Here is a 25744-nt window from a genome sequence, read left to right as displayed (position 1 = left end):
AGCATGGGTTCGGATCAGGGCGAGTCGATCCACTTCTGGCAAACGGCGCCGTTGGCCGGGGTCGAGTTGTTGTCCGCACGCTACATCGAACAGCGCTTCGCCCCCCACGTGCATGACGGCTATGTGATCGGCATGATCATGGCCGGCGCCCAGCGATATCGCTATCGAGGTGCCGAGCATCTGGCCGGCAGCGGCACGCTGGTGCTGATCAATCCGGATGAACTGCACACCGGCCATAAAGGTACGGAAGACGGTTGGTTGTACCGGGCGTTTTATCCCGACAGCGGGCAGATTCTTTCACTGCTGGACGAGCTCGAACTGCCGACCGATATCTTGCCGGCATTTGGCGCCACGTTGTATCGCGATCCGGATCTGGTGAAGGGGTTCTGCCAACTGCATCGGTTGCTGGAGAGTCCGTCCACGGCGCTGCAGCAGCAAACGGTCTGGCGGGAAATGATGCTGTCGCTGTTGCAACGTCACGCAGCCGTTCCGATCGCCAACAAACCTGGCAAGGAACACCGGGCGGTAACCCAGGCCAAGGAACTGCTGCAATCACGCTTGGCGGCGCCGCCCTCGCTGGAAGAACTGGCGACGACGGTGAACCTGTCGCCCTTCCACTTCGCCCGAGTGTTCCGCCGCGCTACCGGCATGCCGCCACACACCTGGTTGATGCAGCAGCGTATCGCCCGGGCACGGGCGCTGTTACAGCGCGGCTGCCTGCCGCTGGAGGTCGCGACGCAGCTGGGTTTTGCCGATCAAAGCCATCTGAGTCGGCAATTCAAACAGGTTTACGGCGTAGGACCGGGGGCGTATCGCAGCGCGCGGCAGCTGTGAAATCTCAAGCCACCTTATTAACCATGTGGGAGCGAGCCTGCTCGCGATGGTGGCGTATCAGTCAACATCAATGTTGAATGTTATGGCCTCATCGCGAGCAGGCTCGCTCCCACATTGGTTTGGCGTTTACTCGCCCTTGGCGACGCCTCGCGCAGGATCGTTGATCCACTCACTCCACGACCCGGCATACAACGACCCCAACGGATAACCCGCCAGGCACAGGGCGAACAAGTTGTGGCAGGCGGTCACACCGGAACCGCAATACGCGACCAACTCCGTCGGTGAACGATCACCGAGCTTTGCGGCAAACCGCTGCTTGAGCTGTTCGGCCGGCAGGAACCGCCCGTCGCTGCCCAGGTTATCGGTGAACGCGGCACATTGTGCGCCGGGGATGTGCCCGGCAACCGGATCGATCGGCTCCACTTCGCCCTTGAAGCGCGGCAAGCCGCGGGCGTCGAGCAAGGTCAGCGCCGGTTGGCCGAGACGTTGCTGGAGTTGTTCGGCACTGAGCACCAACGAAGCATCCGGCGTCCCGGTGAAGGTGCCACGGGTGATCGACGGCGGATCAAGACTCAGGGGTAATCCGGCGGCGTGCCAGGCTTTCAGCCCGCCATCGAGAATGAACACGCCATCGCGCTTGCCCAGCCACGCCAGCAACCACCAGGCCCGCGCCGCGTAGGCACCGGGACCGTCATCGTACAAAATCACTTCGCTGTCGGCGTTGATGCCCCAGGCTTGAAAGCGTTCGATCAAGTCGGCGGGCTCAGGCAATGGATGACGCCCAGTCAACCCCTTGACCACCGCACCGCTCAAATCACGCCCCAGATCGGCAAAGCTCGACCCGGCAATGTGCCCTTCAGCGTAGCTGCGCTGACCGTAATCAGGGTCTTCGAGGGCAGAACGACAATCCAGAATCACCAGCCCCGGCGTCTCCTTTTTCAGGTCCAACGCTTGCGGGCTGATCAGTTGCGCAATGGGCATAACGGGCTCCTGTGATTTTGTTTGTCTGGATTCCTGCTGCAATCTTTATCTCACTTCTTCCAGCGCCTGGGCCAGCGGCACATAAAACTCCTCGAACAGTGCATTCACCGCATCGTGAGCTTGATCCGTGACGAATCCGGCCTCCAGCACCAGCACCTGATACACGCCCCGTTTGATCGCCTGTTCGCTCAGATGGTTGGAGTTTTCCCGCGTGGTGCACAGAAAACGCACCCACGAGGTGAGGATGATCCAGGCATTGAGGGTCAGGGATTCGATCTGAACCTTGTCCATGCACAAAATGCCGGCCTCGACGAAGCCCGCGTAGATGTGCGTGCCCTGGATCAGGCAGCGCTGGGAAAAGCGCCGGTAACGGGCGGCCAGCTCGGGATCGCTGTCGAGCAAATGCTCGAGGTCGCGATGCAGGAAGCGGTATTGCCACATGGCTGCGAGCAATTCCTTGAGGTAGAAGCGCTTGTCTTCGACCGTCGCGGCGCGCCCCTGGGGCGGGCGCAGGAAGCTGTCCACCAGGTTTTCGTACTCACTGAACAACACGGCGATGATCGCCTGCTTGTTGGGGAAGTGGTAGTACAGGTTGCCCGGGGAAATCTCCATGTGGGCAGCAATGTGGTTGGTGCTGATGCTGCGCTCACCCTGCTGATTGAACAGCTCCAGGCTGTTCTGCACGATGCGCTCGCTGGTTTTGATCCGAGGGGCCATGGCTTGAGCTTTAATTCAGAGTGCGATGAGGGGCATCTTACGACCTATCCACGCATGGATAAAACAAAGCTGTACCAGAGTGTCATTTGACATTCTAGAGCATAGACTCTAAAAAGTTCCTCATTACAATAAATCCGGAGCCGACCATGCCTGCTGACATTGCCTACCTGAAGAACCTGCAGCAGCCTCTGGACGAACTCCAAGCCCTGTTCGATGCTCAACGCGCGGCGTATGCAGCCAACCCGATGCCACCCGCGGCCCAGCGCCAGCAATGGCTAAAGGCGTTGAAGGACCTGCTGAGCAATGAGCGCCAGGCCCTGATCGACGCCATCAGCCAGGACTTCAGCCACCGCAGCGCCGATGAAACCCTGCTCGCCGAACTGATGCCCAGCCTGCACGGCATTCACTACGCCAGCAGGCACCTCAAAGACTGGATGAAAACCTCGCGACGCAAAGTCGGTCTCGCCTTTCAACCAGCGTCAGCCAAAGTGGTTTATCAGCCGTTGGGCGTAGTCGGCGTGATTGTGCCGTGGAACTACCCGCTTTACCTGGCCATCGGGCCGTTGGTGGGTGCGTTGTCGGCGGGCAATCGGGTGATGCTCAAACTCAGCGAATCGACCCCTGCCACCGGTTTGCTGCTCAAGGAATTGCTGGGGCGAGTTTTTCCCCAGGACCTGGTCTGCGTGGTGCTGGGCGAGGCCGATATCGGTGTGGCGTTCTCGCGGCTGCGTTTTGATCATTTATTGTTCACCGGCGCCACCAGCATCGGCAAACACGTGATGCGCGCGGCGGCCGAGAATCTGACGCCGGTGACCCTCGAACTGGGCGGCAAGTCCCCGGCCATCGTTTCCCGCGATGTGCCGCTCAAGGACGCCGCCGAACGCATCGCTTTCGGCAAAACCCTCAACGCCGGGCAAACCTGTGTCGCCCCGGACTACGTGCTGGTGCCGGAAGACCGCGTCGGCTCTTTCGTCGAAGCCTATCGTCAGGCGGTTCGCGGGTTTTATCCGACGTTGGCTGACAACCCGGACTACACCGCCATCATCAACGACCGGCAGCTGGCGCGGCTCAACGGCTACCTCAGCGACGCCACCAGCAAGGGCGCGCTGCTGATTCCGCTGTTCGATCAGGGCCAGGGCCGGCGCATGAGTCATAGCCTGCTGCTCAACGTCAGCGACGACATGACAGTGATGCAGGACGAAATATTCGGCCCGTTGCTGCCGATCGTCCCGTACAAGGACCTCGACGAAGCGTTTGCCTACATCAACCAACGCCCTCGTCCGCTGGCGCTGTATTACTTCGGCTACGACAAGCGCGAGCAAAACCGCGTCCTCCACGAAACCCATTCCGGCGGCGTTTGCCTCAATGACACCTTGCTGCACGTTGCTCAGGACGATATGCCGTTCGGCGGCATCGGTGCCTCGGGCATGGGCCACTACCACGGTCACGAAGGCTTCCTGACCTTCAGCAAGGCCAAAGGCGTGTTGATCAAACAGCGCTTCAATGCGGCGAAGTTGATCTATCCGCCGTACGGCAAATCCATTCAGAAACTGATCCAGAAACTGTTTATCCGTTAACGATCATCACCGCCGGGTAATAACAATAATGAGCCCAAGCCTGTCCGACACACCCGCGCTGTCACGGCGCGGCCTGCTTAAATTCAGCCTCGGCGCCAGCGCTTTTCTGGCCACGGCCGGATTAGGCGCTAGTCTCAGCGGCTGCTCGTCGAGCAACCCGGTCAGCGGTTTCGCGATTCTGCGCAGCGGCGACCTGCTGTTTCTGCGGGCAGTGATCCCGGTGATGCTCGACGGAGCCATGGCCGTCGAAAAAATGCCGGCCGCCGTCGCCGATACCTTGCACTGCCTGGATAACGGCCTGAATCACTTGTCGCCGGAAATGCTCAAACTGACCCGGCAATTGTTCGATGTGTTGGGGATGAGCATTACCCGCGGCCCATTGACCGGAATCTGGGGCAGTTGGGAAAACGCCAGCAGCGAAGATATCCGGCACTTTCTCGACCGTTGGGAAAACAGCTCGTTGAGCTTGCTGCGCATGGGCCATAGCTCGTTGCTGCAAATGGTGATGATGGCGTGGTACAGCCGGGCGGAATCGTGGGCGCATTGCGGGTATCCCGGGCCGCCCACCGTTTGAAATCGTGGCGACGCCTTCGCGGGCAAGCCTCGCTCCTACAGGGTTTGAGTCGTTCACAAAAGGGTGGTCCACCTCAGACCCTGTAGGAGCGAGGCTTGCCCGCGAAGACGTCAGCCGCCTCACCACCGCATCCAAAACATAACAACAAGAGAACCCAAACATGCCCGTACCCGATCCGTTCCGCGAAGGCCTGGCCCGTGGCTGGAAAACCTACAACGGCGCCCGACTGACCCAGGACCTGACCCTCGAAGCGGACGTGGCGATCATCGGCAGCGGTGCCGGCGGCGGGACAACCGCCGAAATCCTCAGCGCCGCCGGCTACAAGGTGTTGCTGATCGAAGAAGGCCCGCTCAAGACCAGCAGCGACTTCAAGATGCTCGAAGACCAGGCCTACACCAGCCTCTATCAGGAAGGCATCGGGCGCATGAGCAAGGACGGCGCGATCACCATCCTCCAGGGCCGGGCAGTGGGCGGCACTACGTTGATCAACTGGACCTCGAGCTTTCGCACCCCGGACCCGACGCTGGAACACTGGGCCAAAGAGCACGACGTCATAGGCCACACATCGGCCGAGATGGCGCCCTGGTTCGAGAAAATGGAACAACGCCTGGGTGTCGCCCCGTGGATGGTGCCCCCCAACGCCAACAACGACGTCATCCGCAAAGGCTGCGAAAAGCTCGGCTACGCCTGGCATGTGATTCCGCGCAACGTGCGCGGCTGCTGGAATATTGGTTACTGCGGCATGGGTTGCCCGACCAACGCCAAGCAATCAATGCTGGTCACGACCATTCCAGCGACCCTGGAGAAAGGTGGCGAGCTGCTCTATCTGGCCCGCGCCGAAAAGCTGTCGATCCAAGACGGCAGGGTTACGGGGTTGCAATGTATGGCGATGGATGAGCGTTGCGTTGCACCCACCGGACGCACAATTACGGTCAAGGCGCGGCATTACGTGCTGGCCGGCGGCGGGATCAACAGCCCGGCGCTGCTATTGCGCTCCGAGGCGCCAGATCCGCACGAGCGCCTGGGTAAACGGACCTTCCTGCACCTGGTAAATATGTCGGCCGGGCTGTTCGATGAGGTGATCAATCCGTTCTACGGCGCGCCGCAGTCGATTTATTCCGACCATTTCCAGTGGCTGGATGGCACCACTGGCAAGATGTCCTACAAACTTGAAGTTCCACCGCTGCACCCGGCGCTGGCCAGCACATTACTCGGTGGTTTCGGCACGGAAAGCGCCCGGCATATGGAAAACCTGCCACACACTCACGCCATGCTGGCGTTGCTGCGGGACGGTTTTCACCCGGACAGCCCTGGCGGCAGCGTTGAATTGCGCGGTGACGGTACACCGGTGCTCGACTATCAGGTTTCACCGTATGCCTGGGACGGGTTGCGCCGGGCGTTCCACAGTATGGCCGAGATCCAGTTCGCCGGGGGCGCCAACGCCGTGATGCCGATGCACGCCGACGCTCGTTACGTGAAAACCCTCACCGAAGCGCGCGCATTAATCGACGATTTGAGTCTTGAGTTGTATCGCACGCGCCTGGGCAGTGCTCATGTGATGGGCGGTTGTGCCATGGGTGAAGAGCCGAAAAACGCCGTGACCGATAGCCTCGGCCGACATCATCAATTGCGCAATCTGTCGATTCATGACGGCTCGCTTTTCCCCACCAGTATTGGCGCAAACCCACAATTGTCGGTCTACGGACTGACGGCGCAATTGGCCACTTCGCTGGCCGATCGTTTGAAAAACCCATGAAAACGCGGAATATTCCCATCGTCTATAGTGCTTTCTTACCCAACAGGCGACTTGGCCGACCGGGAAGGCTGCGATACCATCCGACTCCCCAACGGACTCCCGCCAGGACGACGCGATGAACCGAGTGTTGTACCCAGGTACCTTCGACCCTATTACCAAGGGCCATGGCGATCTGGTCGAACGCGCCTCGCGCCTGTTCGATCATGTGATCATCGCCGTCGCCGCCAGCCCGAAAAAAAACCCGCTGTTTCCCCTGGAACAACGTGTGGAGCTGGCCCGCGAGGTCACCAAACATTTGCCGAACGTTGAAGTCGTCGGTTTCTCGACGTTGCTCGCGCACTTCGCCAAAGAGAAGAACGCCAACATATTCCTGCGTGGTTTGCGCGCGGTATCGGACTTCGAATACGAATTCCAGCTGGCCAACATGAACCGCCAACTGGCGCCGGATGTGGAAAGCCTGTTTCTTACCCCGTCCGAGCGTTATTCGTTCATTTCCTCGACGCTGGTTCGTGAAATCGCAGCCCTGGGCGGCGATATCACCAAGTTCGTCCACCCGGCGGTGGCCGACGCCCTCACCCTACGCTTTAAAAAGTAGGAGCTGCCGAAGGCTGCGATCTTTTACGGCTACCGCAATCTTCGATCGCTGCACTTGATCGCGCCCGCGTGCACTGCGGGCGCCAATGCGGCACAATTGTGCGCATTGATTTATTGCGCCCGGGCCTGCCGCCCCGGCTGGAGTTAGCATGTCCCTGATCATCACCGACGATTGCATCAACTGCGACGTCTGCGAACCCGAGTGCCCAAACGCCGCCATTTCCCAGGGCGAAGAGATCTACGTGATCGACCCGAACCTGTGCACACAATGTGTCGGCCACTACGACGAACCGCAGTGCCAGCAGGTCTGCCCGGTGGATTGCATCCCGCTGGACGAGGCTCATCCGGAGACTGAAGAACAGTTGATGGAGAAGTACCGCAAGATTACCGGTAAGGCTTGAGTCATATATTTTTGTAGTGTTTGTGTCGGCCCTATCGCGAGCAGGCTCGCTCCCACAAGGATCATGTAAACCCTGTGGGAGCGAGCCTGCTCGCGATGGCGCCATCAGCCACACCATAGAGGTAACTGACTTCACTCCCGCTGTTCAAACCCCTCCCCGATACATCCCAAACACCGCACAAATGCGGCTTTCGCTGGATCGACCACTAACGCCTGCCCCGCATCGCCAATACCGCCACCGAACGCGGTAAACGGCAACGACAGCACAAACGCCCCCGCACCGATCACCGTCGCCACCACCAATAACGGTCGGGCAATCAGTAAATCGCCAAGCATGGCGTAGGCCGGTGGGTTCTGGATGGTGTAACGCGGATCGCCGCTGCCGTTCTCAGCCGCCAGCGCGGACGCACCGACGCTCAGCAGCAGCGTAACAACAAGGGTTCGAAACAGGTTCATGGCACGGTCCTTCGGCTAGGCAGTGAGAACACTGACTATAGACCGTAGCCGATATCAGCTCTGGCAGCGCGGACAAAAGACGCTGGCGCGCTGCCCAAGCTTGACTTCCCGCAGCCCTGAGCCACAGACCTTGCAGTGTTCACCACCACGGCCGTACACGAACAGTTCCTGCTGAAAGTAACCCGGTTGACCATCGCCGCCGATAAAGTCCCGCAACGTGGTGCCGCCGCGCTCGATGGCGAGGGCCAGGATGCGCTTGATCTCGATCGCCAGCTTCAAATAGCGCCCCCGGGAAATGCTCTTGGCTTCGCGACGCGGGTCGATGCCAGCCGCAAACAACGCTTCGGTCGCGTAGATATTGCCGACGCCGACCACCACCGCGTTATCCATGATGAACGGCTTGACCGCCATGGAACGCCCGCGCGATTGCTGGAACAGCCGCTCGCCGTCAAACAGATCGGTCAACGGCTCCGGCCCCAGACGAATCAGCAGTTCATGGTTGAGCGGGTCCAGGCTCCAGAGCATCGCGCCAAAGCGTCGCGGGTCGGTGTAACGCAGGGCCAGGCCCGATTCCAGTTCAATGTCCACATGCTCATGCTTGGCCGCCGGCGTTCCGACTTCCACCAGCCGCAGGTTCCCCGACATCCCCAAATGGCTGATCAGTGTGCCAACTTCGGCGTTGATCAGCAGGTACTTGGCGCGCCGCTCCACCAGCACGATGCGCTGGCCGGACAGCCGCACATCCAGGTCTTCGGGGATCGGCCAGCGCAGACGGCGCTCACGCACGATCACCCGGCTGACGCGCTGGCCTTCCAGGTGCGGTGCAATCCCGCGGCGGGTGGTTTCGACTTCCGGCAGTTCAGGCATGGGGCTCTCGAATCAGGCGAGGTTCGACACTCAACGAGTGGCGAGGTCGCGAATCTCTTGTTTCTGGGTTTCGAAATCGTATTCCGACAGACCGATGTAATCGAGCACAAGAGGCCCGACACTGTTCCATTCATGGTCTTCAGGCTGGTTGCCCAGCACGCGGAAGGAGGCGCAAATGTGCTCGGCCATCTTCAGGATCGCCAGCAAGTTCTTCAGCGGCGTGTTGCGCGACGATTCATCGCTGAAAATGGCCAGGGCGTTGTGATGGTTGGCAATGGCCTGAGTGACGTGTTCCGGCAGGCGCCAGGACTTGGCGGTGTAATACCCGACCACGGCATGGTTGGTGTTGTATTGCTTGTTCTCGGTATCGACCACGCGGCATTCGGCGCTGGCATTGCCATAGGCCTGTTCCAGCACTTTCATGTAGTCGGGGAATTTCTTGATCATCAGCGGGATGCCGCAATCGTGGAACAGACCCAGCGCATAGGCTTCATCGCCGGCCTGGACACCAACACGCTTGGCCAGGGTCAGGCATGTCATCGCCACGTCCTGCGCCGTGTCCCAGAATCGGTTGAGGGTGACGATAGCGTCGTCGTTCAGCTCGCCCTTGATCGACTGCGCATTGATCAGGTTGATGATCGAGCGGCTGCCCAACAGGTTCACTGCCCGCTGGATCGCGGTGATTTTGTTACTCAGGCCGTAATACGGCGAGTTGACGATTTTCAGCAAGGCGCCGGAAAGGCCGGGGTCCTGAGAGATCAGCTTCGCGATCACTTCCAGGTCCGGGTCGGGCATGTATTGCTCCATCTGCAGATCCACCATGATCTGCGGCTGAGGCGGAACACTGATGCCTTGCAGGGACTGTTGAATCTGTTCGGTCGTCAGCTCTTGGGACATAAGTACACACTCCGGGTCAGGCGGGGATTCTAACCCTTAAGAAGATGAATCCGACACATTCACAGCTATGCCGCCGAAATTTCATTTACTGCCCAGAACAAATGCACTCCCACAAGTTGCAGGCCGCCTCGCCACAGGTCTATCCGCCAAGCCGAGCCCTTGCGCAACACGCTATACTCCCGCTCTTTTTCCGGAGCGACGTCATGTCCCTGCCTAGCCTGCGCCTCAAAGCCAACGCCGACCGTCGCCTGCGAAACGGCCACCTATGGGTCTACAGCAACGAAATCGATGTTGCCGCCACCCCTTTGCACGGTTTCAAGGCCGGCGACCAGGCGATCCTCGAAGCCGCCAGCGGCAAGCCGCTGGGCATCGTTGCCATGAGCCCGAACAACCTGATCTGCGCCCGCCTGCTGTCGCGTGACATCAAGCTGCCGCTGGACAAGTCGCTGCTGGTGCATCGCCTGAACGTTGCCCTGTCCCTGCGCGATCGCCTGTTCGACAAGCCGTTCTATCGCCTGGTCTACGGCGACTCCGACCTGCTGCCAGGCTTGGTGGTCGACCGTTTCGGCGACATCCTGGTAGTCCAGATCGCCTCGGCGACCATGGAAGCTCATAAAGATGACGTGATCGCGGCACTGACCCAAGTGCTCAAGCCAAGCGGCATTCTGTTCAAGAACGACTCCGCGGCCCGTGATGCCGAAGGCCTCAACCGCTACGTCGAAACCGTATTCGGCCTGGTGCCGGAATGGGTCGCGCTGGAAGAGAACGGCGTGAAGTTCGAAGCGCCAGTCATCCAGGGTCAGAAAACCGGCTGGTTCTACGACCACCGCATGAACCGCGCGCGTCTGGCACCTTACGCCAAAGGCAAACGCGTACTGGACTTGTACAGCTACATCGGCGGCTGGGGCGTTCAAGCGGCTGCCTTCGGCGCCAGTGAAGTGTTCTGCGTCGATGCTTCGGCCTTCGCCCTCGACGGCGTCGAGCGCAATGCCGCACTGAACGGCGTCGCCGAAAAAATGACCTGCATCGAAGGCGACGTATTCGAAGCCCTGAAGGAACTGAAAGCCAGCGAAGAGCGTTTCGACGTCATCGTGGCCGACCCTCCTGCCTTCATCAAACGCAAGAAAGACATGAAAAACGGTGAAGGTGCTTACCGTCGCCTGAACGAGCAAGCCATGCGCCTGCTCAGCAAGGACGGCATCCTGGTCAGCGCTTCGTGCTCGATGCATCTGCCGGAAGACGATCTGCAGAACATTCTGCTGACCAGCGCCCGTCACCTGGACCGCAACATCCAGATGCTGGAGCGCGGCGGCCAGGGCCCGGATCACCCGGTACACCCAGCGATTGCCGAGACTCGCTACATCAAGAGCATCACCTGCCGTCTGCTGCCAAACAGCTGAGTACGCTGGTTTGACGGGGAGTCAACAGGCTCTCCGTCAGCCGTTTTAACGCCACACCATCCACTCTTCAGCCTCTGCTTCTTACTCTTGCGGTCCTACTGACTTGCAGGACGTTTCTCTGCATTTTTTATTTAAAAGAATATAACTTACAAACTTACTCCTACCGCCAGATCGCTCCGACAAAATTACTAGAATATTCCTACTTAATATCCCCTTGATAAGAGCTCATTACAGCCTATGATTGAGTTGTCACCGCGAAGTGACACTCACTATCAATGACAAGGAGTCAAAAAACATGAAAGCAATTACTCTGGAAACAAACAAAATCGCTAACCTGGCTTTTCTGATTGCGCCAAAAACCCGCTAAGTAAATGAAACGCTGGGGAGTGCCGGCTACCCAGCGTTTTCTATAGCTATGCCCAGAGCGAACCGCCCATCATGCAGATAAATCCATACCTGTTCATACTTCCCCGCACGCCCGGCCAAATAGTCTGGGATTACAAGAACCATAAACAATTTGAACTTAATCTGGAATATTCAAGCCGACTTACACAACTTATCAGCAACCCTGAACTGTATAACGACAGCAACATCGTAGACACTCAACTTCTAAACTCAGGAATACTGACCACCTCAATACAAGACACTATTGAATGGGGCTGGGATGAACTGTCGAAGATATTCCATATCGGCACCAAGAACATTCCCTGCGAACATGTTCCTCAGAATATTCATGAATGGTCGATACACTATATGGATCATTGCGCTGAAGTCCTGGACGCACCCGCGCCGGACGCCAGGCTCACAGAACGCCAGGCACGCGACCTGATTGCCCTGCCAAAACCGTCCTGTCTGCCGGAGGGTCCTCTTACCAACGTCCTGATCGGCCGAAAAACCTGCCGCACCTTCACGGATGAAGCGGTCTCACTGGAAGATGTCGGCACACTGCTTTACCTGTCCCTGGGCTACTTGCATGAGCGCGAAAATGACGTCGACGAAACCATTGTCGAAGGTCTTGGTGCCCGACGCAGCAGCCCGTCCGGCGGAGGGCTGAATGCCTGCGAAGGCTTTCTTCATGTACAAAACGTCAGCGGCCTGAATCCAGGGCTCTACGCCTACCATCCCACCGACCATGCACTGAGCTTCGTCAACCCGGTACCTGACTCGCTCCTGGGGCAGTTGCTGTGTGGGCAACACTTCATCAATAACCTACCCGTAGGCTTATTCATTACCGCTCGCTTCGACAAGTTGTGGTGGAAATATGGACACTCACGCGCCTACCGAATGGCTTACGTCGAGGCAGGCCATATCTCCCAGACCTTTCAACTGGTGGCCACTGCACTGGGGTTGAACACCTGGCTGACCGGAGCACTGACGGACGATCAGGTCGAAACATTGCTGGGGCTCGAGAACAACGCAGAACAACCCCTGTTTTTTGTTGGCTGTGGCCACAGCGACGGACAAGTGATGTGCAAGGAATTGAAGGATCTGCTGAGCAGTCGGGAGCCGCAACAATGACCGCCCCCATCATTGCTCCGTTAGACCACCCCGTTTCCTGGGCGCTGCGTTTCACTCTCGGCGACTGGAATACCCGCGCGTCGGTGCGAACCAGCGAGCATGACTATCTATTACCGCCAGACCTGGAACAGCAACTGGAAACACGTCACTGGTTTCCCCCAGGCTTGCTGGCTTACCTGAATCACCCGGCGATCAAGGCGCTAGGTCCAACCGTCATCCATCGGCTGTCGGCCAATCATCTGGTGTACTTCCTCGACTACACCACCGTGCTCGAACACCGCATCGTCAACCGTTCCGTGGAAACCATCATCCACGATGAATTGAAGGTCAACATTCCCTCACGGATGAAGACCGCCGCGCTTCAGCTTTATACCGACGAGGGTTATCACGCGCTGTTCTCCAATAGCCTTGCCGAGCAGATTGCCGGGGTCTACGGGATCAACCTGCGCCCGGTCATGCCCCACCGCATCACGCGGTTGAACACCCTGCTCGAGCGCACACCTGACCAACACCGGGCGCTGGCCTGGTTTCTCGTCGGGTTCGTGTCGGAGACGATCATTGCCAGGGAATTGCTCGACGTCTGCCGTGACGACCTGGTGTCCAGCGTACAGGCAATGCTCAGGGATCATCTCGCGGACGAAGCGCGCCACAGTCGTTATTTCTCTGAAGTGTTCCATTACCTGTGGCTGACGCTGAACAGCCGTCAACGGGCGTTTGCCGCCAGGCTGCTACTGGACAGTATCCGGATTTTTTTGAAGTCGATGAAGCATGGCTGCGGGAAAGCCTGCATAGCGCAGGAGTTGGCGAGACCGCCATCACGCAGACGCTCGGCGAACTGACCAGCCCTCAATCCAGCCTTCAGCGTGCACGATCCGGCGCTGGCGCGACGCTTCAGGCGTTGAGAAAAGCCGGCTTCTTCGCCCTCTCCTACAACCAGCAACTGTTCATGAAGGCAGGACTGATCGATGGATGAAAGGCATTCTGCGACGACCTTCAGACACCGCCGAGGGAAGGTCAGCCTGCTGTTGGCAATGGTGCTGCTTGGCGTGTTCCCGCTGGATGTCCTGCTCCCCTCGTTCCCTGCGCTCGCTGAACACTTTCGCAACACGCGCGCCGATATTGCGCTGTCGGTCAGTCTGTTTGCCGTCGGTATAGCGGCCTCTCAACTGCTGATCGGGCCGCTGTCGGATGTGATCGGGCGCAAAGGACTGTTGCTCGCCGGAATAACCGTTTCGATGCTGGGCGCAGTGGGCTGCCTATTGACCACGGACTATGCCTACTTCCTGCTGTTCCGTGTCATTCAAGCCTTGGGGTGCGGGTGTTTCGTACTGACACAAGCGCTGGTTCAGGATCTGTTCGAGGGTGAGGAACGTACCCGGTTGCGGGTCCTGATGGTCACCGCCAGCGGCATTTTCATCTCGGTCTCGCCATTGGCCGGGACATTCCTGCAAGCCACGCTGGGCTGGCAGGGCAGCTTTTGGATGTTTATCGCACTGGCTGGAGTGGTACTGCTCAAAGCCTGTCTGTTTCTCGAAAACACCCGTCCGGTGGCAACCGGAGCTCGGCCGAATATCCTCCAGTCCTATGCTCGGGTCCTGCGTGATGCCGACTTCCTGCCCTACTGGTTGATCTCTGCCTTTGCTTTCGCCTGCCATTTTTCGTTCATCGTCATTTCGCCGCTGATTTTCATGGATCAACTCCAGCTATCGGCCTATGACTTCTCGCTGATTCTGTTGATGTACGGCGGCGCCTACATTGTCGGCGGCATGGTGGCGACTCTCTTGGGTAAACGCATCAATCCCGGTCATCAAATCATCAGCGGGCTGAGCCTGATCCTGCTGTCTGGCCTCATCATGCTTTACCTCGCGAGCCACTTTGCGCTGTCCCCGATCACCGTCCTGGTACCGATGCTTATCTGTACCGCCGGCACTACCATCACTCGACCGGCCGCCAGCTCCAAAGCCATGAGCCTGTTCCCTGAAAATGCGGGAACCTCCGCGTCGGCCGGCAGCACGGTGACTTTCATCTGCGGCGGATTGATCAGTGCGCTCATCAGCTTGAGCTCGGCCAATCTGCAATCCACTCTTGGATACAGCTTCATCATTTTGAGCAGCGCGGCACTGGTACTGAACAGTCGTATCAATCGTCGAGCCAAAAGCCCAAGAGCCAGCCCAAGCGTCGAATAACCCCGCCGATCGTCACTCCACACGCGCCATCAGCGCTGGTTCAACACTTTCCGGCATTCCCTCTTGACGCCAGCGGTGTAGAATCGCGAGATTCATCGCCATTCATCCCCCGGCGGGTTTATGAGCTCAAGCTGAAGCGCGCGGCGATCCCGCAAAGTTATCGGCAACTTCCGGACACACGGCCATTTCTGAGTGTTCCAGACGTCAATAGAAGCTCACTTCCCTTTTGATACCTGATTAGCCGCCCGGAGTGCTTCATGCCTGATTACCGCTCGAAAACATCCACCCACGGCCGCAACATGGCCGGTGCCCGCGCACTGTGGCGCGCCACGGGGATGAAAGATGACGACTTCAAGAAGCCGATCATCGCCATTGCCAACTCCTTTACCCAGTTCGTACCGGGCCATGTGCACCTCAAGGATCTGGGGCAACTGGTCGCTCGCGAAATCGAACGGGCCGGCGGCGTCGCCAAAGAATTCAATACCATCGCCGTGGATGACGGCATCGCGATGGGCCACGACGGCATGCTCTATTCGCTGCCGAGCCGCGAGATCATCGCCGACTCCGTCGAATACATGGTCAACGCTCACTGCGCCGACGCCATCGTGTGCATCTCCAACTGCGACAAGATCACCCCTGGCATGCTGATGGCCGCCCTGCGCCTGAACATCCCGGTGATCTTCGTGTCCGGCGGCCCGATGGAAGCCGGCAAGACCAAACTGGCCAGCCATGGTCTCGATCTGGTCGATGCCATGGTGATCGCCGCCGACTCCAGCGCATCCGACGAGAAAGTCGCCGAGTACGAGCGTAGCGCCTGCCCGACGTGCGGCTCGTGCTCCGGCATGTTCACCGCCAACTCAATGAACTGCCTGGTTGAAGCGCTGGGCCTGGCATTGCCGGGCAACGGCTCGACCCTGGCCACCCACAGTGATCGCGAACAGCTGTTCCTGCAGGCCGGCCGCACCATCGTCGAGCTGTGCAAGCGTTACTACGGCGAGAACGATGAGTCGGTGTTGCCGCGCAACATCGCCAACTTCAAGGCGTTCGAAAACGCCATGACCCTGGATATCGCCATGGGCGGTTCCACCAACACTATCCTGCACTTGCTGGCCGCTGCCCAGGAAGCCGAGATCGATTTCGACCTGCGCGACATCGACCGTCTCTCCCGTCACGTACCACAACTGTGCAAGGTCGCGCCGAACATCCAGAAGTACCACATGGAAGATGTGCACCGTGCCGGCGGGATCTTCAGCATCCTCGGCTCCCTGGCCCGTGGCGGTCTGTTGCACACCGACCTGCCGACCGTGCACAGCAAGTCCTTGGCTGAAGGCATCGCCAAGTGGGACATCACGCAGACCACCGACGAAGCCGTGCATCACTTCTTCAAGGCCGGCCCGGCGGGCATTCCGACGCAAACCGCGTTCAGCCAGTCGACCCGTTGGGAAACCCTGGATGACGACCGTGAAAACGGCTGCATCCGCAGTGTCGAACACGCTTACTCGAAAGAAGGCGGCCTGGCCGTTCTGTACGGCAACATCGCTCTGGATGGCTGCGTGGTAAAAACCGCCGGCGTCGACGAGTCGATCCACGTCTTCGAAGGCAACGCGAAGATCTTCGAAAGCCAGGACAGCGCCGTACGCGGCATCCTCGCCGACGAAGTGAAGGCCGGCGACATCGTGATCATCCGTTACGAAGGCCCGAAAGGCGGCCCGGGCATGCAGGAAATGCTGTACCCGACGTCTTACCTGAAATCCAAAGGCCTGGGCAAAGCTTGTGCGCTGCTCACCGACGGCCGCTTCTCTGGCGGTACTTCGGGCCTGTCCATCGGCCACGCTTCGCCAGAAGCCGCTGCTGGCGGCGCGATCGGTCTGGTGCAGGATGGCGACAAGGTGCTGATCGACATTCCAAACCGCTCGATCAACCTGTTGATCAGCGATGAAGAAATGGCCGCGCGCCGTGCCGAGCAGGACAAGAAAGGCTGGAAACCGGTGGAAGTGCGTCCACGTAAAGTGACCACTGCGCTGAAAGCGTATGCCCTGTTGGCCACCAGCGCCGACAAGGGTGCTGTACGTAACAAGGCGATGCTCGACGGGTTGTAATATTTAACCGTCAAACAAAAATGCCCCGCCAAGTGCGGGACTGATCGTTCCCACGCTCCCGCGTGGGAATGCCTCTAGAGACGCTCCGCGTCCAGTGACGCGGAGCGTCACGGGCTGCGTTCCCACGCAGAGCGTGGGAACGATCATCACCGAAGATCCCTGTGGGAGCGAGGCTTGTCCGCGATGGAGGCGACTCGTGCTTACTGAATCTCTTCCGGCTTCACGATCACCCAGTTCTTGTCCGCTGTCACCGCCACCCCCTCTTTCGCCTGGGCTGCTGCGTTTTTGGCCATCATGCCGTTAATCTGGGTCATGTATTTGTCTTTGCGGTTGACCCACAAATGGATGCCGCCCTTGGACACGTCGACGCTGTGGAACAGCATGTAACCGTCGCTGCTCGGTGTATCACCACCCACCAGGACCGGCTTTTTCCATTGATCGATGTAGGTCAGGATTGCCGCCTGCTTGCCGGCCATCCAGGTTGCCGGGGTCCACAGGTACGGAGTCAACTCGAGGCCAAGGTTGGCCTTCTCGTCATACTTGCCGGCAGTGATCTGCTTACGCGCCGTGGTCAGTTCGCCAGTCTTGCGGTCCTTGAGCAGCGTGGTCACGCCGATCACATTCTGCGGTTTGACGTTGTAGCCGTACTTCGGATCAGCAGCGACCATGCGCACCAACTCTTCGGAGGCAGCGGTCATCACGTAGACCTCAATGCCGTTCTCCATCAGCTTGTTGTAGAGCTCGGCCTGGCCGGTGAAGACTTTTGGCGGCTGGACATCGATGGTCTTGACCACATCGCCTTCGTAATAAGTGCTCGGCACCGGTTTGCCAGACGCCATCAGCTCATCGACGTTGCCCTTGAGCTCTTGAAGCGTGAAACCGGAAAACACTTGGGCGACCCATGGATAGCAAACCATGTCGTCGATTTCGCAGAGGCGATAGTAATAGCTGAACAGGCTTTCCTTATGGTCGGCCGTGTCCTTGAACGGGATCAGTTTCAGGGAGGGATCGAGACTCTCGCGGGTGATCAGGCCCTTGTTTTCCATGAACGGCAACAAGGACTCTTCGAGGTCGTAGCGGTAACTGGTGTTGTCCATGTCGAACACCGCGAAGTTACCCTTGTTGGCGTTGGCCGCGATCATCGCATCCAGCGCCTTGGCCTGATCGGCCGGCCAGTGCTTCAGGTCAGTAGCGAACGCCTGGCCAGCAAGGCCAAAGCCCAAACTCAATCCAAGTGTGACAGCCAGAAATTTCGGTGCGAGCTTCATCGGCGTTTCTCCCTGATTCAAAGAAATCGACGCTAACAAATAAGTGTGACAGTCCTCGTCTGTCAGCGACCGCCCGCGTTCCTATAGCGCCAACTGCATCTCCGACAGCGACACCCGCTTATTCCAAAAACGACAGTAGTCATACGTTTTTGATATTAATTCATTAATTTTCAAGCTGTTAGGCTTCCCGGTTCGCAGCTGCCCCGGAAGGCAGTTGGCACACGTCCTATGGGAGTTCCAATGAATCTGCCGCTGATCCTCAATCTGTTGGTATTCCTCGCCTTGCTCTTTGGCCTGGCGCAAACCCGTCACACCACTTGGAGCCTGGCCAAAAAGGTTCTGCTGGCGCTGGTCCTGGGCGTGGTATTTGGCGTCGCTCTGCACACGATTTACGGTGCGGGCAACCCGGTATTGAAAGCCTCGATCGGCTGGTTCGATCTGGTGGGCAACGGTTACGTGCAGTTGCTGCAAATGATCGTGATTCCGCTGGTGTTCGCCTCGATCCTCAGCGCCGTGGCACGCCTGCACAACGCTTCGTCGCTGGGCAAGATCAGCTTCCTGACCATCGGCACGTTGCTGTTCACCACCGCTATCGCGGCGCTGATTGGCATCGGCCTGACCAACCTGTTCGGCCTCACCGCCGAAGGCCTGGTCGCCGGCACCCAGGAAATGGCTCGCCTGCAAACCATTCAGAGCGACTACGCGGGCAAGGTCGCCGACCTGAATGTGCCGCAATTGCTGCTGTCGTTCATCCCGCAGAACCCGTTCGCCGACCTGGCCCGCGCCAAGCCGACGTCGATCATCAGCGTGGTGATCTTTGCGGCATTCCTTGGGGTCGCCGCGCTGCAATTGCTCAAGGATGATGTCGAAAAAGGTCAGAAAGTAATCAACGCCATCGACACCCTGCAAGCCTGGGTGATGCGCCTGGTACGCCTGGTGATGAAGCTGACCCCGTACGGCGTATTGGCGCTGATGACCAAAGTGGTTGCCGGCTCCAACCTGCAAGACATCATCAAGCTCGGCAGTTTCGTGGTGGTGTCCTACATCGGCCTGGGCTTGATGTTTGTGGTCCATGGCCTGCTGGTGTCTGCGGCCGGGATCAACCCGCTACGGTTCTTCCGCAAAATCTGGCCGGTGCTGACGTTTGCCTTCACCAGCCGCTCCAGCGCCGCAACTATTCCGCTGAGCATTGAAGCCCAGACCAGCCGTTTGGGTATTCCACAATCCATCGCCAGTTTCGCCGCCTCGTTTGGCGCGACCATTGGCCAGAACGGCTGTGCCGGTCTGTACCCGGCAATGTTGGCGGTGATGGTGGCGCCAACCGTGGGCATCAACCCGCTGGACCCACTATGGATCGCGACGTTGGTGGCGATTGTGACGCTGAGTTCGGCCGGTGTGGCCGGGGTCGGTGGCGGCGCGACCTTCGCCGCGCTGATCGTGCTCCCGGCCATGGGTTTGCCGGTGTCACTGGTGGCGTTGCTGATTTCGGTTGAGCCGCTGATTGATATGGGTCGTACGGCGTTGAACGTCAGTGGTTCGATTACGGCGGGTGCGATTACCAGCCAGATGATGCAGCAGACGGATAAAGCGTTGCTGGATGCGGATGAGCATGGGGCGTTGGCTCAGGCTTAAGGCTTCCATCGTCTGAGCAGGCCTCTTCGCGGGCAAGCCCGCTCCCACAGGTTTTTTGGTGTTTACACAATTTGTGTTCCACCTTGATCACTGTGGGAGCGGGCTTGCCCGCGATGCTTTTAAGCTTTTTCCCACACCTCAAAGCTATACGCCGGCTTGTCACCCTCCGCCGGATTCGGAACATTCGACACCAGTTTCCACTGGTTCAAATCAAACTCCGGAAACCACGCATCCCCTTCCGGACTCAACGCCACGCGGGTCAGGTACAGCCGATCAGCTTGTGCCAACCCTTGCGCATACAGCTGCGCCCCGCCAATCAACATCACCTCATCGACGCCCTGCTCGTTCGCCCATTGCTGCGCCCGAGCCACCGCTGCCTCCAGCGACGGATAAACCTCCGCGCCTTCCAGCTGCAGATCCGCCTGACGGCTGACCACGATGTTCAACCGCCCCGGCAGCGGACGACCGAGGGAATCCCAGGTCTTGCGACCCATGATGATCGGCTTGCCGAGGGTGGTGGCCTTGAAGTATTTGAAGTCCCCCGGCAAGTGCCAGGGCATGCTGTTGTCGACGCCGATCACACGGTTTTCACCGAGGGCTGCGATCAGGCTGAGGGGGAGTGATTTAGTCATGTCGGCGAGGATACCAGAGCCTCCCTTACCCCGATAAGCGTCACAGCGGTTATGCTCACCGCTCAATTAAGCGACGGGAAGCCGCGTGACTGAACTGACTCCACTGCAAAACCTCTGGCTGAGCGAAACCGTGCGCCTGCGTGAAGAACACGCCGGCCCGCTGGATGATCTGGAAGCCAATCGAATCGCCCGTAGCGCCGGCGGCGACCTGCCGACGCGCATTCAACGCCGCGCCCTGTGGCTGGCCGAGCGCGACGGACAGACCCACGCCCTCAAACATTGGCTGCAAGGCGCGCGACTGGCGCTGATCGTGTTGGCCGTGCTGGCCGTGATCAGTGGCGCCGGCCTGACGTTTGCCGCGCTGGGCGACGGCCAAACCCCGGTCAATGTTTTCTGGGCGTTGGGCAGCCTGCTCGGGCTGAATCTGATTTTATTGCTGAGCTGGGCCCTGGGTCTGGTGTTTGCCGGCGAGCAGGGTGCAGCCCTTGGACGATTATGGCTGTGGCTCAGTGAAAAACTCGCCCGTGATGCCAACGCCGCGCAACTGGCGCCAGCCCTGCTGCTGTTGCTGCAACGGCAGAAACTCAATCGTTGGGCGCTTGGTGTACTGGTCAATGGATTGTGGTTATTGGCGATGCTCAGCGCCTTGGTGATGGTCCTGACGCTGATGGCGACCCGGCGTTACGGTTTCGTCTGGGAAACCACCATTCTCGGCGGCGACACCTTCGTCGCCATGACCCAAGCCCTCGGCGCCCTGCCGGCCTTGCTCGGTTTCAGCGTGCCCAGCGTGGAGATGATCCGCGCCAGCGGCGATGCCGCGCTGAACATCGAAAGCGCCCGCCAGGCCTGGGCAGCGTGGCTGGTTGGGGTGCTGCTGGTGTACGGCGTGTTACCGCGCTTGCTGCTTGCACTGTTCTGCCTGTGGCGCTGGAAAACCGGGCAAGCAACCCTGCGTCTGGATCTGAACCTGCCCGGCTACGCCCAACTGCGCGAACGGCTGATGCCCACCAGTGAACGCCTGGGCATCAGCGATGCCGCGCCAGAACAACTTCATCGGATTGAAAATTCTGCCAGCGATCTGCAAAGCGATGGCGCGCTGTTGGTGGCCATCGAGCTGGACGAGCAACGCCCCTGGCCGCCGCAGTTGCCGAAAAACGTCAACAACGCCGGCGTCCTCGACAGCCGTGAATCCCGGCACAAACTGCTCGAACAGCTGAGTCGTTTTCCCCCGGCGCGCTTGGCCATCGCCTGTGACCCACGGCGTTCGCCGGACCGTGGCAGCCTGGCGCTGATTGCCGAACTGGCTCGCAGCGCCAGCGCCACCCGCGTGTGGTTGTTGCAAGCGCCACCCGGCGAAGCGCTGGATGCCGAACGCCTGGGCGACTGGCATGTTGCGCTACAACAACTGGACCTGCCATTCGCCGATTGCGCGCCGTTGAACTGGCTGGAGACGGGTCATGACTAATCCATTAAAACTCGCCGTGGTCGGCCACACCAATGTCGGCAAAACCTCGTTGCTGCGAACGCTGACGCGAGATGTCGGCTTCGGCGAAGTGTCCCATCGCCCCAGCACCACTCGCCACGTCGAAGGCGCACGATTGTCGGTAGACGGCGAGCCGTTGCTCGATCTCTTCGACACTCCGGGCCTGGAAGACGCCATCGCCCTGCTCGACTATCTCGAACGCCTGGAACGACCCGGCGAACGCCTCGACGGCCCGGCACGATTGGCGCGTTTTCTTGAGGGCAGCGAAGCCCGACAGCGCTTCGAACAGGAAGCCAAGGTGCTGCGGCAACTGCTCGCCTCGGACGCCGGTCTCTATGTGATCGACGCCCGGGAGCCGGTGCTGGCCAAGTACCGCGACGAACTGGAAGTGTTGGCCAGTTGCGGCAAACCGCTATTGCCGGTGCTGAACTTTGTCAGCAGCGCCCAGCATCGCGAACCTGATTGGCGTGAAGCCCTGGCGCGATTGGGCTTGCATGCATTGGTGCGTTTCGACAGCGTCGCGCCACCGGAAGACGGCGAACGTCGACTCTATGAAAGCCTCGCACTGCTGCTGGAAAACTCCCGCGAACAACTGGAGCGCTTGATCGCCGACCAGCAAGCCCAACGCCTGGCCCGTCAGCAAAGTGCAGCGCGGCTGATTGCCGATTTATTGATCGATTGCGCAGCCTTCCGCCGCAGTGTGGTCAGCGAGGCGGCGCAAGAACAGCAAGCGATCAGCGAACTGCGCAAAGCAGTGCGTCAGCGCGAACAACGCTGCGTCGAGGCCTTGCTCAAGCTCTACGCCTTCCGTCCACAAGATGCGGCGGCCAGTGACTTGCCGCTGCTCGATGGCCGCTGGGGCGATGACCTGTTCAACCCGGAAACCCTGAAGCAGCTCGGTGTGCGGGTCGGCGGCGGTATCGCAGCCGGCGCAGCGGCCGGGGCCGGTGTCGATTTGTTGGTGGGCGGCCTGACCCTCGGTGCCGCCGCACTGGCCGGAGCGATTGCCGGCGGCACCCTGCAAACCGCCCGCAGTTATGGCAGCCGGCTGCTGGGCAAGATCAAAGGGCAGCGAGAACTGACCGTCGACGACGGTGTGCTACGGCTGTTGGCCTTGCGCCAGCGGCAATTGCTGCAAGCTCTGAATTCCCGTGGGCACGCGGCGATGGACAGCATTCAGGTCGCCGCGCCGCAGGACAAAACCTGGCGCGAAGGCAAACTGCCGGAAGCGCTGAACAAGGCGCGGGCGCATCCGCAGTGGTCGTCGCTGAATCCTCATTCGAAGTTGAATCAGGCGGAGCGCCAAGAGCAGGTTGAGGAGTTGGCGCAGCAGCTGTAGAGCCCGAGTAATGTATTGTTCAGGGGGCCTCTTCGCGAGCAAGCCCGCTCCCACATTTGATCTTCGGTGACCAAAATTTTTGTGTACGACGCAGATCCAATGTGGGAGCGGGCTTGCTCGCGAAGGCGCCAGACCAGTCACCGCAATTCTTAAGCCGGGCCTCAGCAAATCGTCTATTTGCGCAACAGGCGCAAACCATTGAACACCACCAACAGGCTCACGCCCATGTCGGCGAACACCGCCATCCACATGGTGGCGATCCCGGCGAAGGTTACCCCAAGAAAGATCGCTTTGATGACCAAAGCCAGGGCAATGTTCTGTTTGAGGATATTCGAGGTCTGCCGCGACAGGCGGATGAATGCCGGAATCTTGCGCAGATCGTCGTCCATCAGGGCGACATCAGCGGTTTCAATGGCAGTGTCGGTACCGGCGGCCGCCATGGCGAAACCGATCTCGGCCCGCGCCAGTGCCGGGGCGTCATTGATACCGTCGCCGACCATTCCGACCCGATGACCTTGGGCATACAGACTTTCAATGGCTTGCAGCTTATCGGTCGGCAACAGATCGCCCTGCGCCTGATCGATGCCCACGTGGGCGGCGATGGCCTGGGCGGTGTGAACGTTGTCGCCGGTCAGCATCAGGGTTTTGATGCCCAACTCATGCAACTGCTGGATCGCTTCGCGACTGGACGCTTTCACGGTGTCCGCGACGGCAAACAGCGCCAAGGGACCCGACTTGTCGAGCAGCAGCACCACGGATTTGCCCTGTTTCTCCAGAGCAAACAGTTTCTCTTCCAGCGCTGGAGAACACAGGCCCAAATCTTCCACCAGGCGATGGTTGCCCAAGTGGTAGAGCTCACCGTTGATCTCGCCGCGCACACCACGACCCGCCAGGGCTTCGAAGTTATCCACAATCAGCGGTGCGCGTTGGTTATCCACAACTGCATCCACAGCCGCATTGGCGATGGCCAGCGACACCGGGTGATCCGAACGACCGGCCAGTGCCGCTGCAATGGCCGGGGCTGTTTCATTAGCGGTTGGGTCGAGGGACACATAGTCGGTCTGCACCGGTTTGCCGTGAGTAAGGGTGCCGGTCTTGTCGAGGGCCAGGTAATCGAGTTTGTGGCCGTGCTCCAGGTAGACGCCGCCCTTGACCAGAATCCCTTTGCGCGCCGCTGCCGCGAGGCCGCTGACGATGGTCACCGGGGTGGAAATCACCAATGCGCACGGGCAGGCGACCACCAGCAACACCAGCGCCCGGTAGATCCAGTCGAACCACAACGCATCCATGAACAGTGGCGGGATCACCGCCACGGCCACGGCCAGGATGAACACCGCCGGGGTGTAGATTTTCGAGAAGGCGTCGACAAAACGCTGGGTCGGAGCGCGAGCACCCTGAGCCTGTTCCACGGCGTGGATAATCCGCGCCAGGGTCGAATTGTTCGCCGCGGCTGTCACGGTATATTCCAGCGAACCGGACTGGTTGATGGTGCCGGCGAATACCTTGTCGCCGATGGTTTTCTCCACCGGCAGGCTTTCACCGGTGATCGGCGCCTGATCGATGGTCGAGTTGCCGGACAGCACTTCGCCGTCCAGACCGATCCGTTCACCTGGGCGCACCCGCACCCGCGCACCCAGTTCGATGTCTTTAACCGGTTGTGCGACCCAACTGCCGTCGACCTGCTGCACCGTGGCTTGCTCGGGGGTCATCTGCATCAGCCCGCCGATAGCGTTGCGCGCCCGGTCTAGAGACCTGGCCTCGATCAACTCGGCCACGGTGAACAGGAACATCACCATCGCCGCTTCCGGCCACTGACCGATCAGGATTGCGCCGGTCACTGCGATGCTCATCAGCGCGTTGATGTTCAGGTTGAGATTTTTCAGGGCGATCCAGCCCTTCTTGTAAGTGCTGAGGCCACCGCTGAGGATCGAGATCAGCGCGATAACCGCTACCACCCAGTTTGGCGCCGCATTGGTGAAGTGGATAAGCTCGGCGGCCAGCGCCCCGACGCCGGACAGCGCCAACGGCCACCAAGGCTTTTTCGCAGGTTCAGGGCTCGACGCTGGCGCTTCAGCCCCTGCCCCATCGGCTCGGCGTGCATGCCGAGGGACTTGATCGCGTCGATGATCGGCGTAGTGCTTGGCAGGTCATGGGTCACGCCCAGCACCCGGTTGATCAGGTTGAATTCCAGTTGCTGCACACCCGAAAGCTTCCCGAGTTTGTTCTGGATCAGCGTCTGCTCGGTCGGGCAGTCCATCGCCTCGATGCGGAAACTGCTCAGCCGGGCGCCGGCTGTTGGCGTTTCGCTCAGCTTGATAAGCGACGGTGCCGCCGCTTTGGAGGAACAGCAGGAATCCCCGTGGCCGCCATGGTCATGCTTCTGCACAGGCTGCAGCTTGTGGCGGTGATCGTGATCGTGATCGTGATCAGCCTCGGGTTTGTGGGTGTGAAGAGAATCGCTCATTGGTCGCGTCCATGAAGGTGCCTGTTGCCAAGTAAAGACCCTGTAGCCACTATAGGGTCAAGCACCCTTT

General features: G+C 59.7%; 20 protein-coding genes and 2 pseudogenes. 14 read left to right on the top strand and 8 right to left on the bottom strand.

The window, feature by feature from the left end; all coding sequences use genetic code 11:
- Window positions 1-3 precede the first annotated feature (3 nt).
- Window positions 4-834 (top strand): AraC family transcriptional regulator, encoded by an 831-nt coding sequence (locus AB4O41_RS18640; RefSeq protein ID WP_460144230.1) that lies wholly within the window; start codon window positions 4-6, stop codon window positions 832-834.
- A 126-nt stretch (window positions 835-960) separates the two neighbouring features.
- Here AB4O41_RS18640 and AB4O41_RS18635 read toward each other — a convergent pair whose 3' ends face one another.
- Together AB4O41_RS18635 and AB4O41_RS18630 are read right to left on the bottom strand one after the other, a co-directional pair.
- The gene (locus tag AB4O41_RS18635; protein WP_460144229.1) at window positions 961-1815 is read right to left on the bottom strand and encodes a sulfurtransferase; all 855 of its coding nucleotides are present in this window, start codon (window positions 1813-1815) and stop codon (window positions 961-963) included.
- A 45-nt stretch (window positions 1816-1860) separates the two neighbouring features.
- Window positions 1861-2532, bottom strand: a complete 672-nt coding sequence (locus AB4O41_RS18630; RefSeq protein ID WP_460144228.1) for a TetR/AcrR family transcriptional regulator — start codon at window positions 2530-2532, stop codon at window positions 1861-1863.
- A gap of 146 nt (window positions 2533-2678) precedes the next feature.
- Here AB4O41_RS18630 and AB4O41_RS18625 point away from each other — a divergent pair, with 146 nt between their 5' ends.
- From AB4O41_RS18625 to AB4O41_RS18605, 5 genes are all read left to right on the top strand, one after another.
- Window positions 2679-4109 carry a coniferyl aldehyde dehydrogenase gene (locus AB4O41_RS18625; RefSeq protein WP_460144227.1) on the top strand — a complete coding sequence of 477 codons (1431 nt, stop codon included), beginning with the start codon at window positions 2679-2681 and terminating at the stop codon, window positions 4107-4109.
- Between the two features lie 28 nt (window positions 4110-4137).
- A complete protein-coding gene (locus tag AB4O41_RS18620; RefSeq protein ID WP_460144226.1) occupies window positions 4138-4683 on the top strand; it encodes a twin-arginine translocation pathway signal protein in 546 nt (181 codons plus the stop codon).
- A gap of 160 nt (window positions 4684-4843) precedes the next feature.
- Window positions 4844-6439, top strand: coding sequence for a GMC family oxidoreductase (locus tag AB4O41_RS18615; protein WP_460144225.1), 1596 nt, complete (start codon window positions 4844-4846; stop codon window positions 6437-6439).
- Window positions 6440-6554: 115 nt separating this feature from the next.
- On the top strand, window positions 6555-7034 hold the full coding sequence (gene coaD, locus AB4O41_RS18610; RefSeq protein WP_038980940.1) for a pantetheine-phosphate adenylyltransferase: 480 nt from the start codon (window positions 6555-6557) through the stop codon (window positions 7032-7034).
- A gap of 148 nt (window positions 7035-7182) precedes the next feature.
- The gene (locus AB4O41_RS18605; protein WP_003195146.1) at window positions 7183-7434 is read left to right on the top strand and encodes a YfhL family 4Fe-4S dicluster ferredoxin; all 252 of its coding nucleotides are present in this window, start codon (window positions 7183-7185) and stop codon (window positions 7432-7434) included.
- A gap of 131 nt (window positions 7435-7565) precedes the next feature.
- On the opposite strand, the gene AB4O41_RS18600 is transcribed toward AB4O41_RS18605, so the two are convergent.
- The 3 genes from AB4O41_RS18600 to AB4O41_RS18590 are packed head-to-tail and all read right to left on the bottom strand — an operon-like array spanning window position 7566 to window position 9653.
- Window positions 7566-7889, bottom strand: coding sequence for a hypothetical protein (locus AB4O41_RS18600; protein WP_048396333.1), 324 nt, complete (start codon window positions 7887-7889; stop codon window positions 7566-7568).
- Between the two features lie 54 nt (window positions 7890-7943).
- Complete coding sequence (gene mutM / locus AB4O41_RS18595; RefSeq protein ID WP_460144224.1) at window positions 7944-8756, bottom strand: bifunctional DNA-formamidopyrimidine glycosylase/DNA-(apurinic or apyrimidinic site) lyase; 813 nt, start codon at window positions 8754-8756, stop codon at window positions 7944-7946.
- 30 nt (window positions 8757-8786) lie between these two features.
- Window positions 8787-9653 carry an HDOD domain-containing protein gene (locus AB4O41_RS18590; RefSeq protein ID WP_460144223.1) on the bottom strand — a complete coding sequence of 289 codons (867 nt, stop codon included), beginning with the start codon at window positions 9651-9653 and terminating at the stop codon, window positions 8787-8789.
- A 203-nt stretch (window positions 9654-9856) separates the two neighbouring features.
- On the opposite strand from AB4O41_RS18590, the gene AB4O41_RS18585 reads away from it, so the two are divergent.
- From AB4O41_RS18585 to ilvD, 5 genes and pseudogenes are all read left to right on the top strand, one after another.
- Window positions 9857-11053, top strand: coding sequence for a class I SAM-dependent rRNA methyltransferase (locus AB4O41_RS18585; protein ID WP_007897847.1), 1197 nt, complete (start codon window positions 9857-9859; stop codon window positions 11051-11053).
- A 438-nt stretch (window positions 11054-11491) separates the two neighbouring features.
- Window positions 11492-12571, top strand: coding sequence for a SagB family peptide dehydrogenase (locus tag AB4O41_RS18580; RefSeq protein WP_460144222.1), 1080 nt, complete (start codon window positions 11492-11494; stop codon window positions 12569-12571).
- Window positions 12568-13544, top strand: a pseudogene (locus tag AB4O41_RS18575) (diiron oxygenase). Before AB4O41_RS18580 ends, AB4O41_RS18575 begins: the two are co-directional and overlap by 4 nt.
- Window positions 13537-14757 carry an MFS transporter gene (locus AB4O41_RS18570; RefSeq protein ID WP_460144221.1) on the top strand — a complete coding sequence of 407 codons (1221 nt, stop codon included), beginning with the start codon at window positions 13537-13539 and terminating at the stop codon, window positions 14755-14757. The pseudogene AB4O41_RS18575 and the gene AB4O41_RS18570 overlap by 8 nt, the downstream one beginning before the upstream one ends.
- Before the next feature lie 257 nt (window positions 14758-15014).
- Window positions 15015-16856 (top strand): dihydroxy-acid dehydratase, encoded by a 1842-nt coding sequence (gene ilvD / locus AB4O41_RS18565; RefSeq protein WP_123719714.1) that lies wholly within the window; start codon window positions 15015-15017, stop codon window positions 16854-16856.
- Between the two features lie 200 nt (window positions 16857-17056).
- Here ilvD and AB4O41_RS18560 read toward each other — a convergent pair whose 3' ends face one another.
- Entirely contained in the window at window positions 17057-18124 is a 1068-nt protein-coding gene (locus tag AB4O41_RS18560) for an HAD family hydrolase (protein ID WP_460144220.1), read from the bottom strand.
- A 240-nt stretch (window positions 18125-18364) separates the two neighbouring features.
- Here AB4O41_RS18560 and AB4O41_RS18555 point away from each other — a divergent pair, with 240 nt between their 5' ends.
- Entirely contained in the window at window positions 18365-19756 is a 1392-nt protein-coding gene (locus AB4O41_RS18555) for an L-cystine transporter (RefSeq protein ID WP_460144219.1), read from the top strand.
- Between the two features lie 119 nt (window positions 19757-19875).
- Here AB4O41_RS18555 and AB4O41_RS18550 read toward each other — a convergent pair whose 3' ends face one another.
- On the bottom strand, window positions 19876-20388 hold the full coding sequence (locus tag AB4O41_RS18550) for a dihydrofolate reductase (protein WP_460144218.1): 513 nt from the start codon (window positions 20386-20388) through the stop codon (window positions 19876-19878).
- 85 nt (window positions 20389-20473) lie between these two features.
- Here AB4O41_RS18550 and AB4O41_RS18545 point away from each other — a divergent pair, with 85 nt between their 5' ends.
- Window positions 20474-21853, top strand: a complete 1380-nt coding sequence (locus AB4O41_RS18545) for a DUF2868 domain-containing protein (protein ID WP_460144217.1) — start codon at window positions 20474-20476, stop codon at window positions 21851-21853.
- Window positions 21846-23210, top strand: coding sequence for a GTPase/DUF3482 domain-containing protein (locus AB4O41_RS18540; RefSeq protein WP_460144216.1), 1365 nt, complete (start codon window positions 21846-21848; stop codon window positions 23208-23210). The genes AB4O41_RS18545 and AB4O41_RS18540 overlap by 8 nt, the downstream gene beginning before the upstream one ends.
- Before the next feature lie 173 nt (window positions 23211-23383).
- Here AB4O41_RS18540 and AB4O41_RS18535 read toward each other — a convergent pair.
- A pseudogene (locus tag AB4O41_RS18535) lies at window positions 23384-25674 on the bottom strand (heavy metal translocating P-type ATPase).
- Between the last annotated feature and the right edge of the window lie 70 nt (window positions 25675-25744).

This window comes from Pseudomonas sp. S2_A02, assembly GCF_054668495.1.
The sequence above is the reverse complement of the archived record's forward strand: the minus strand, read 5'-3'. Positions and strand labels throughout refer to the sequence as shown.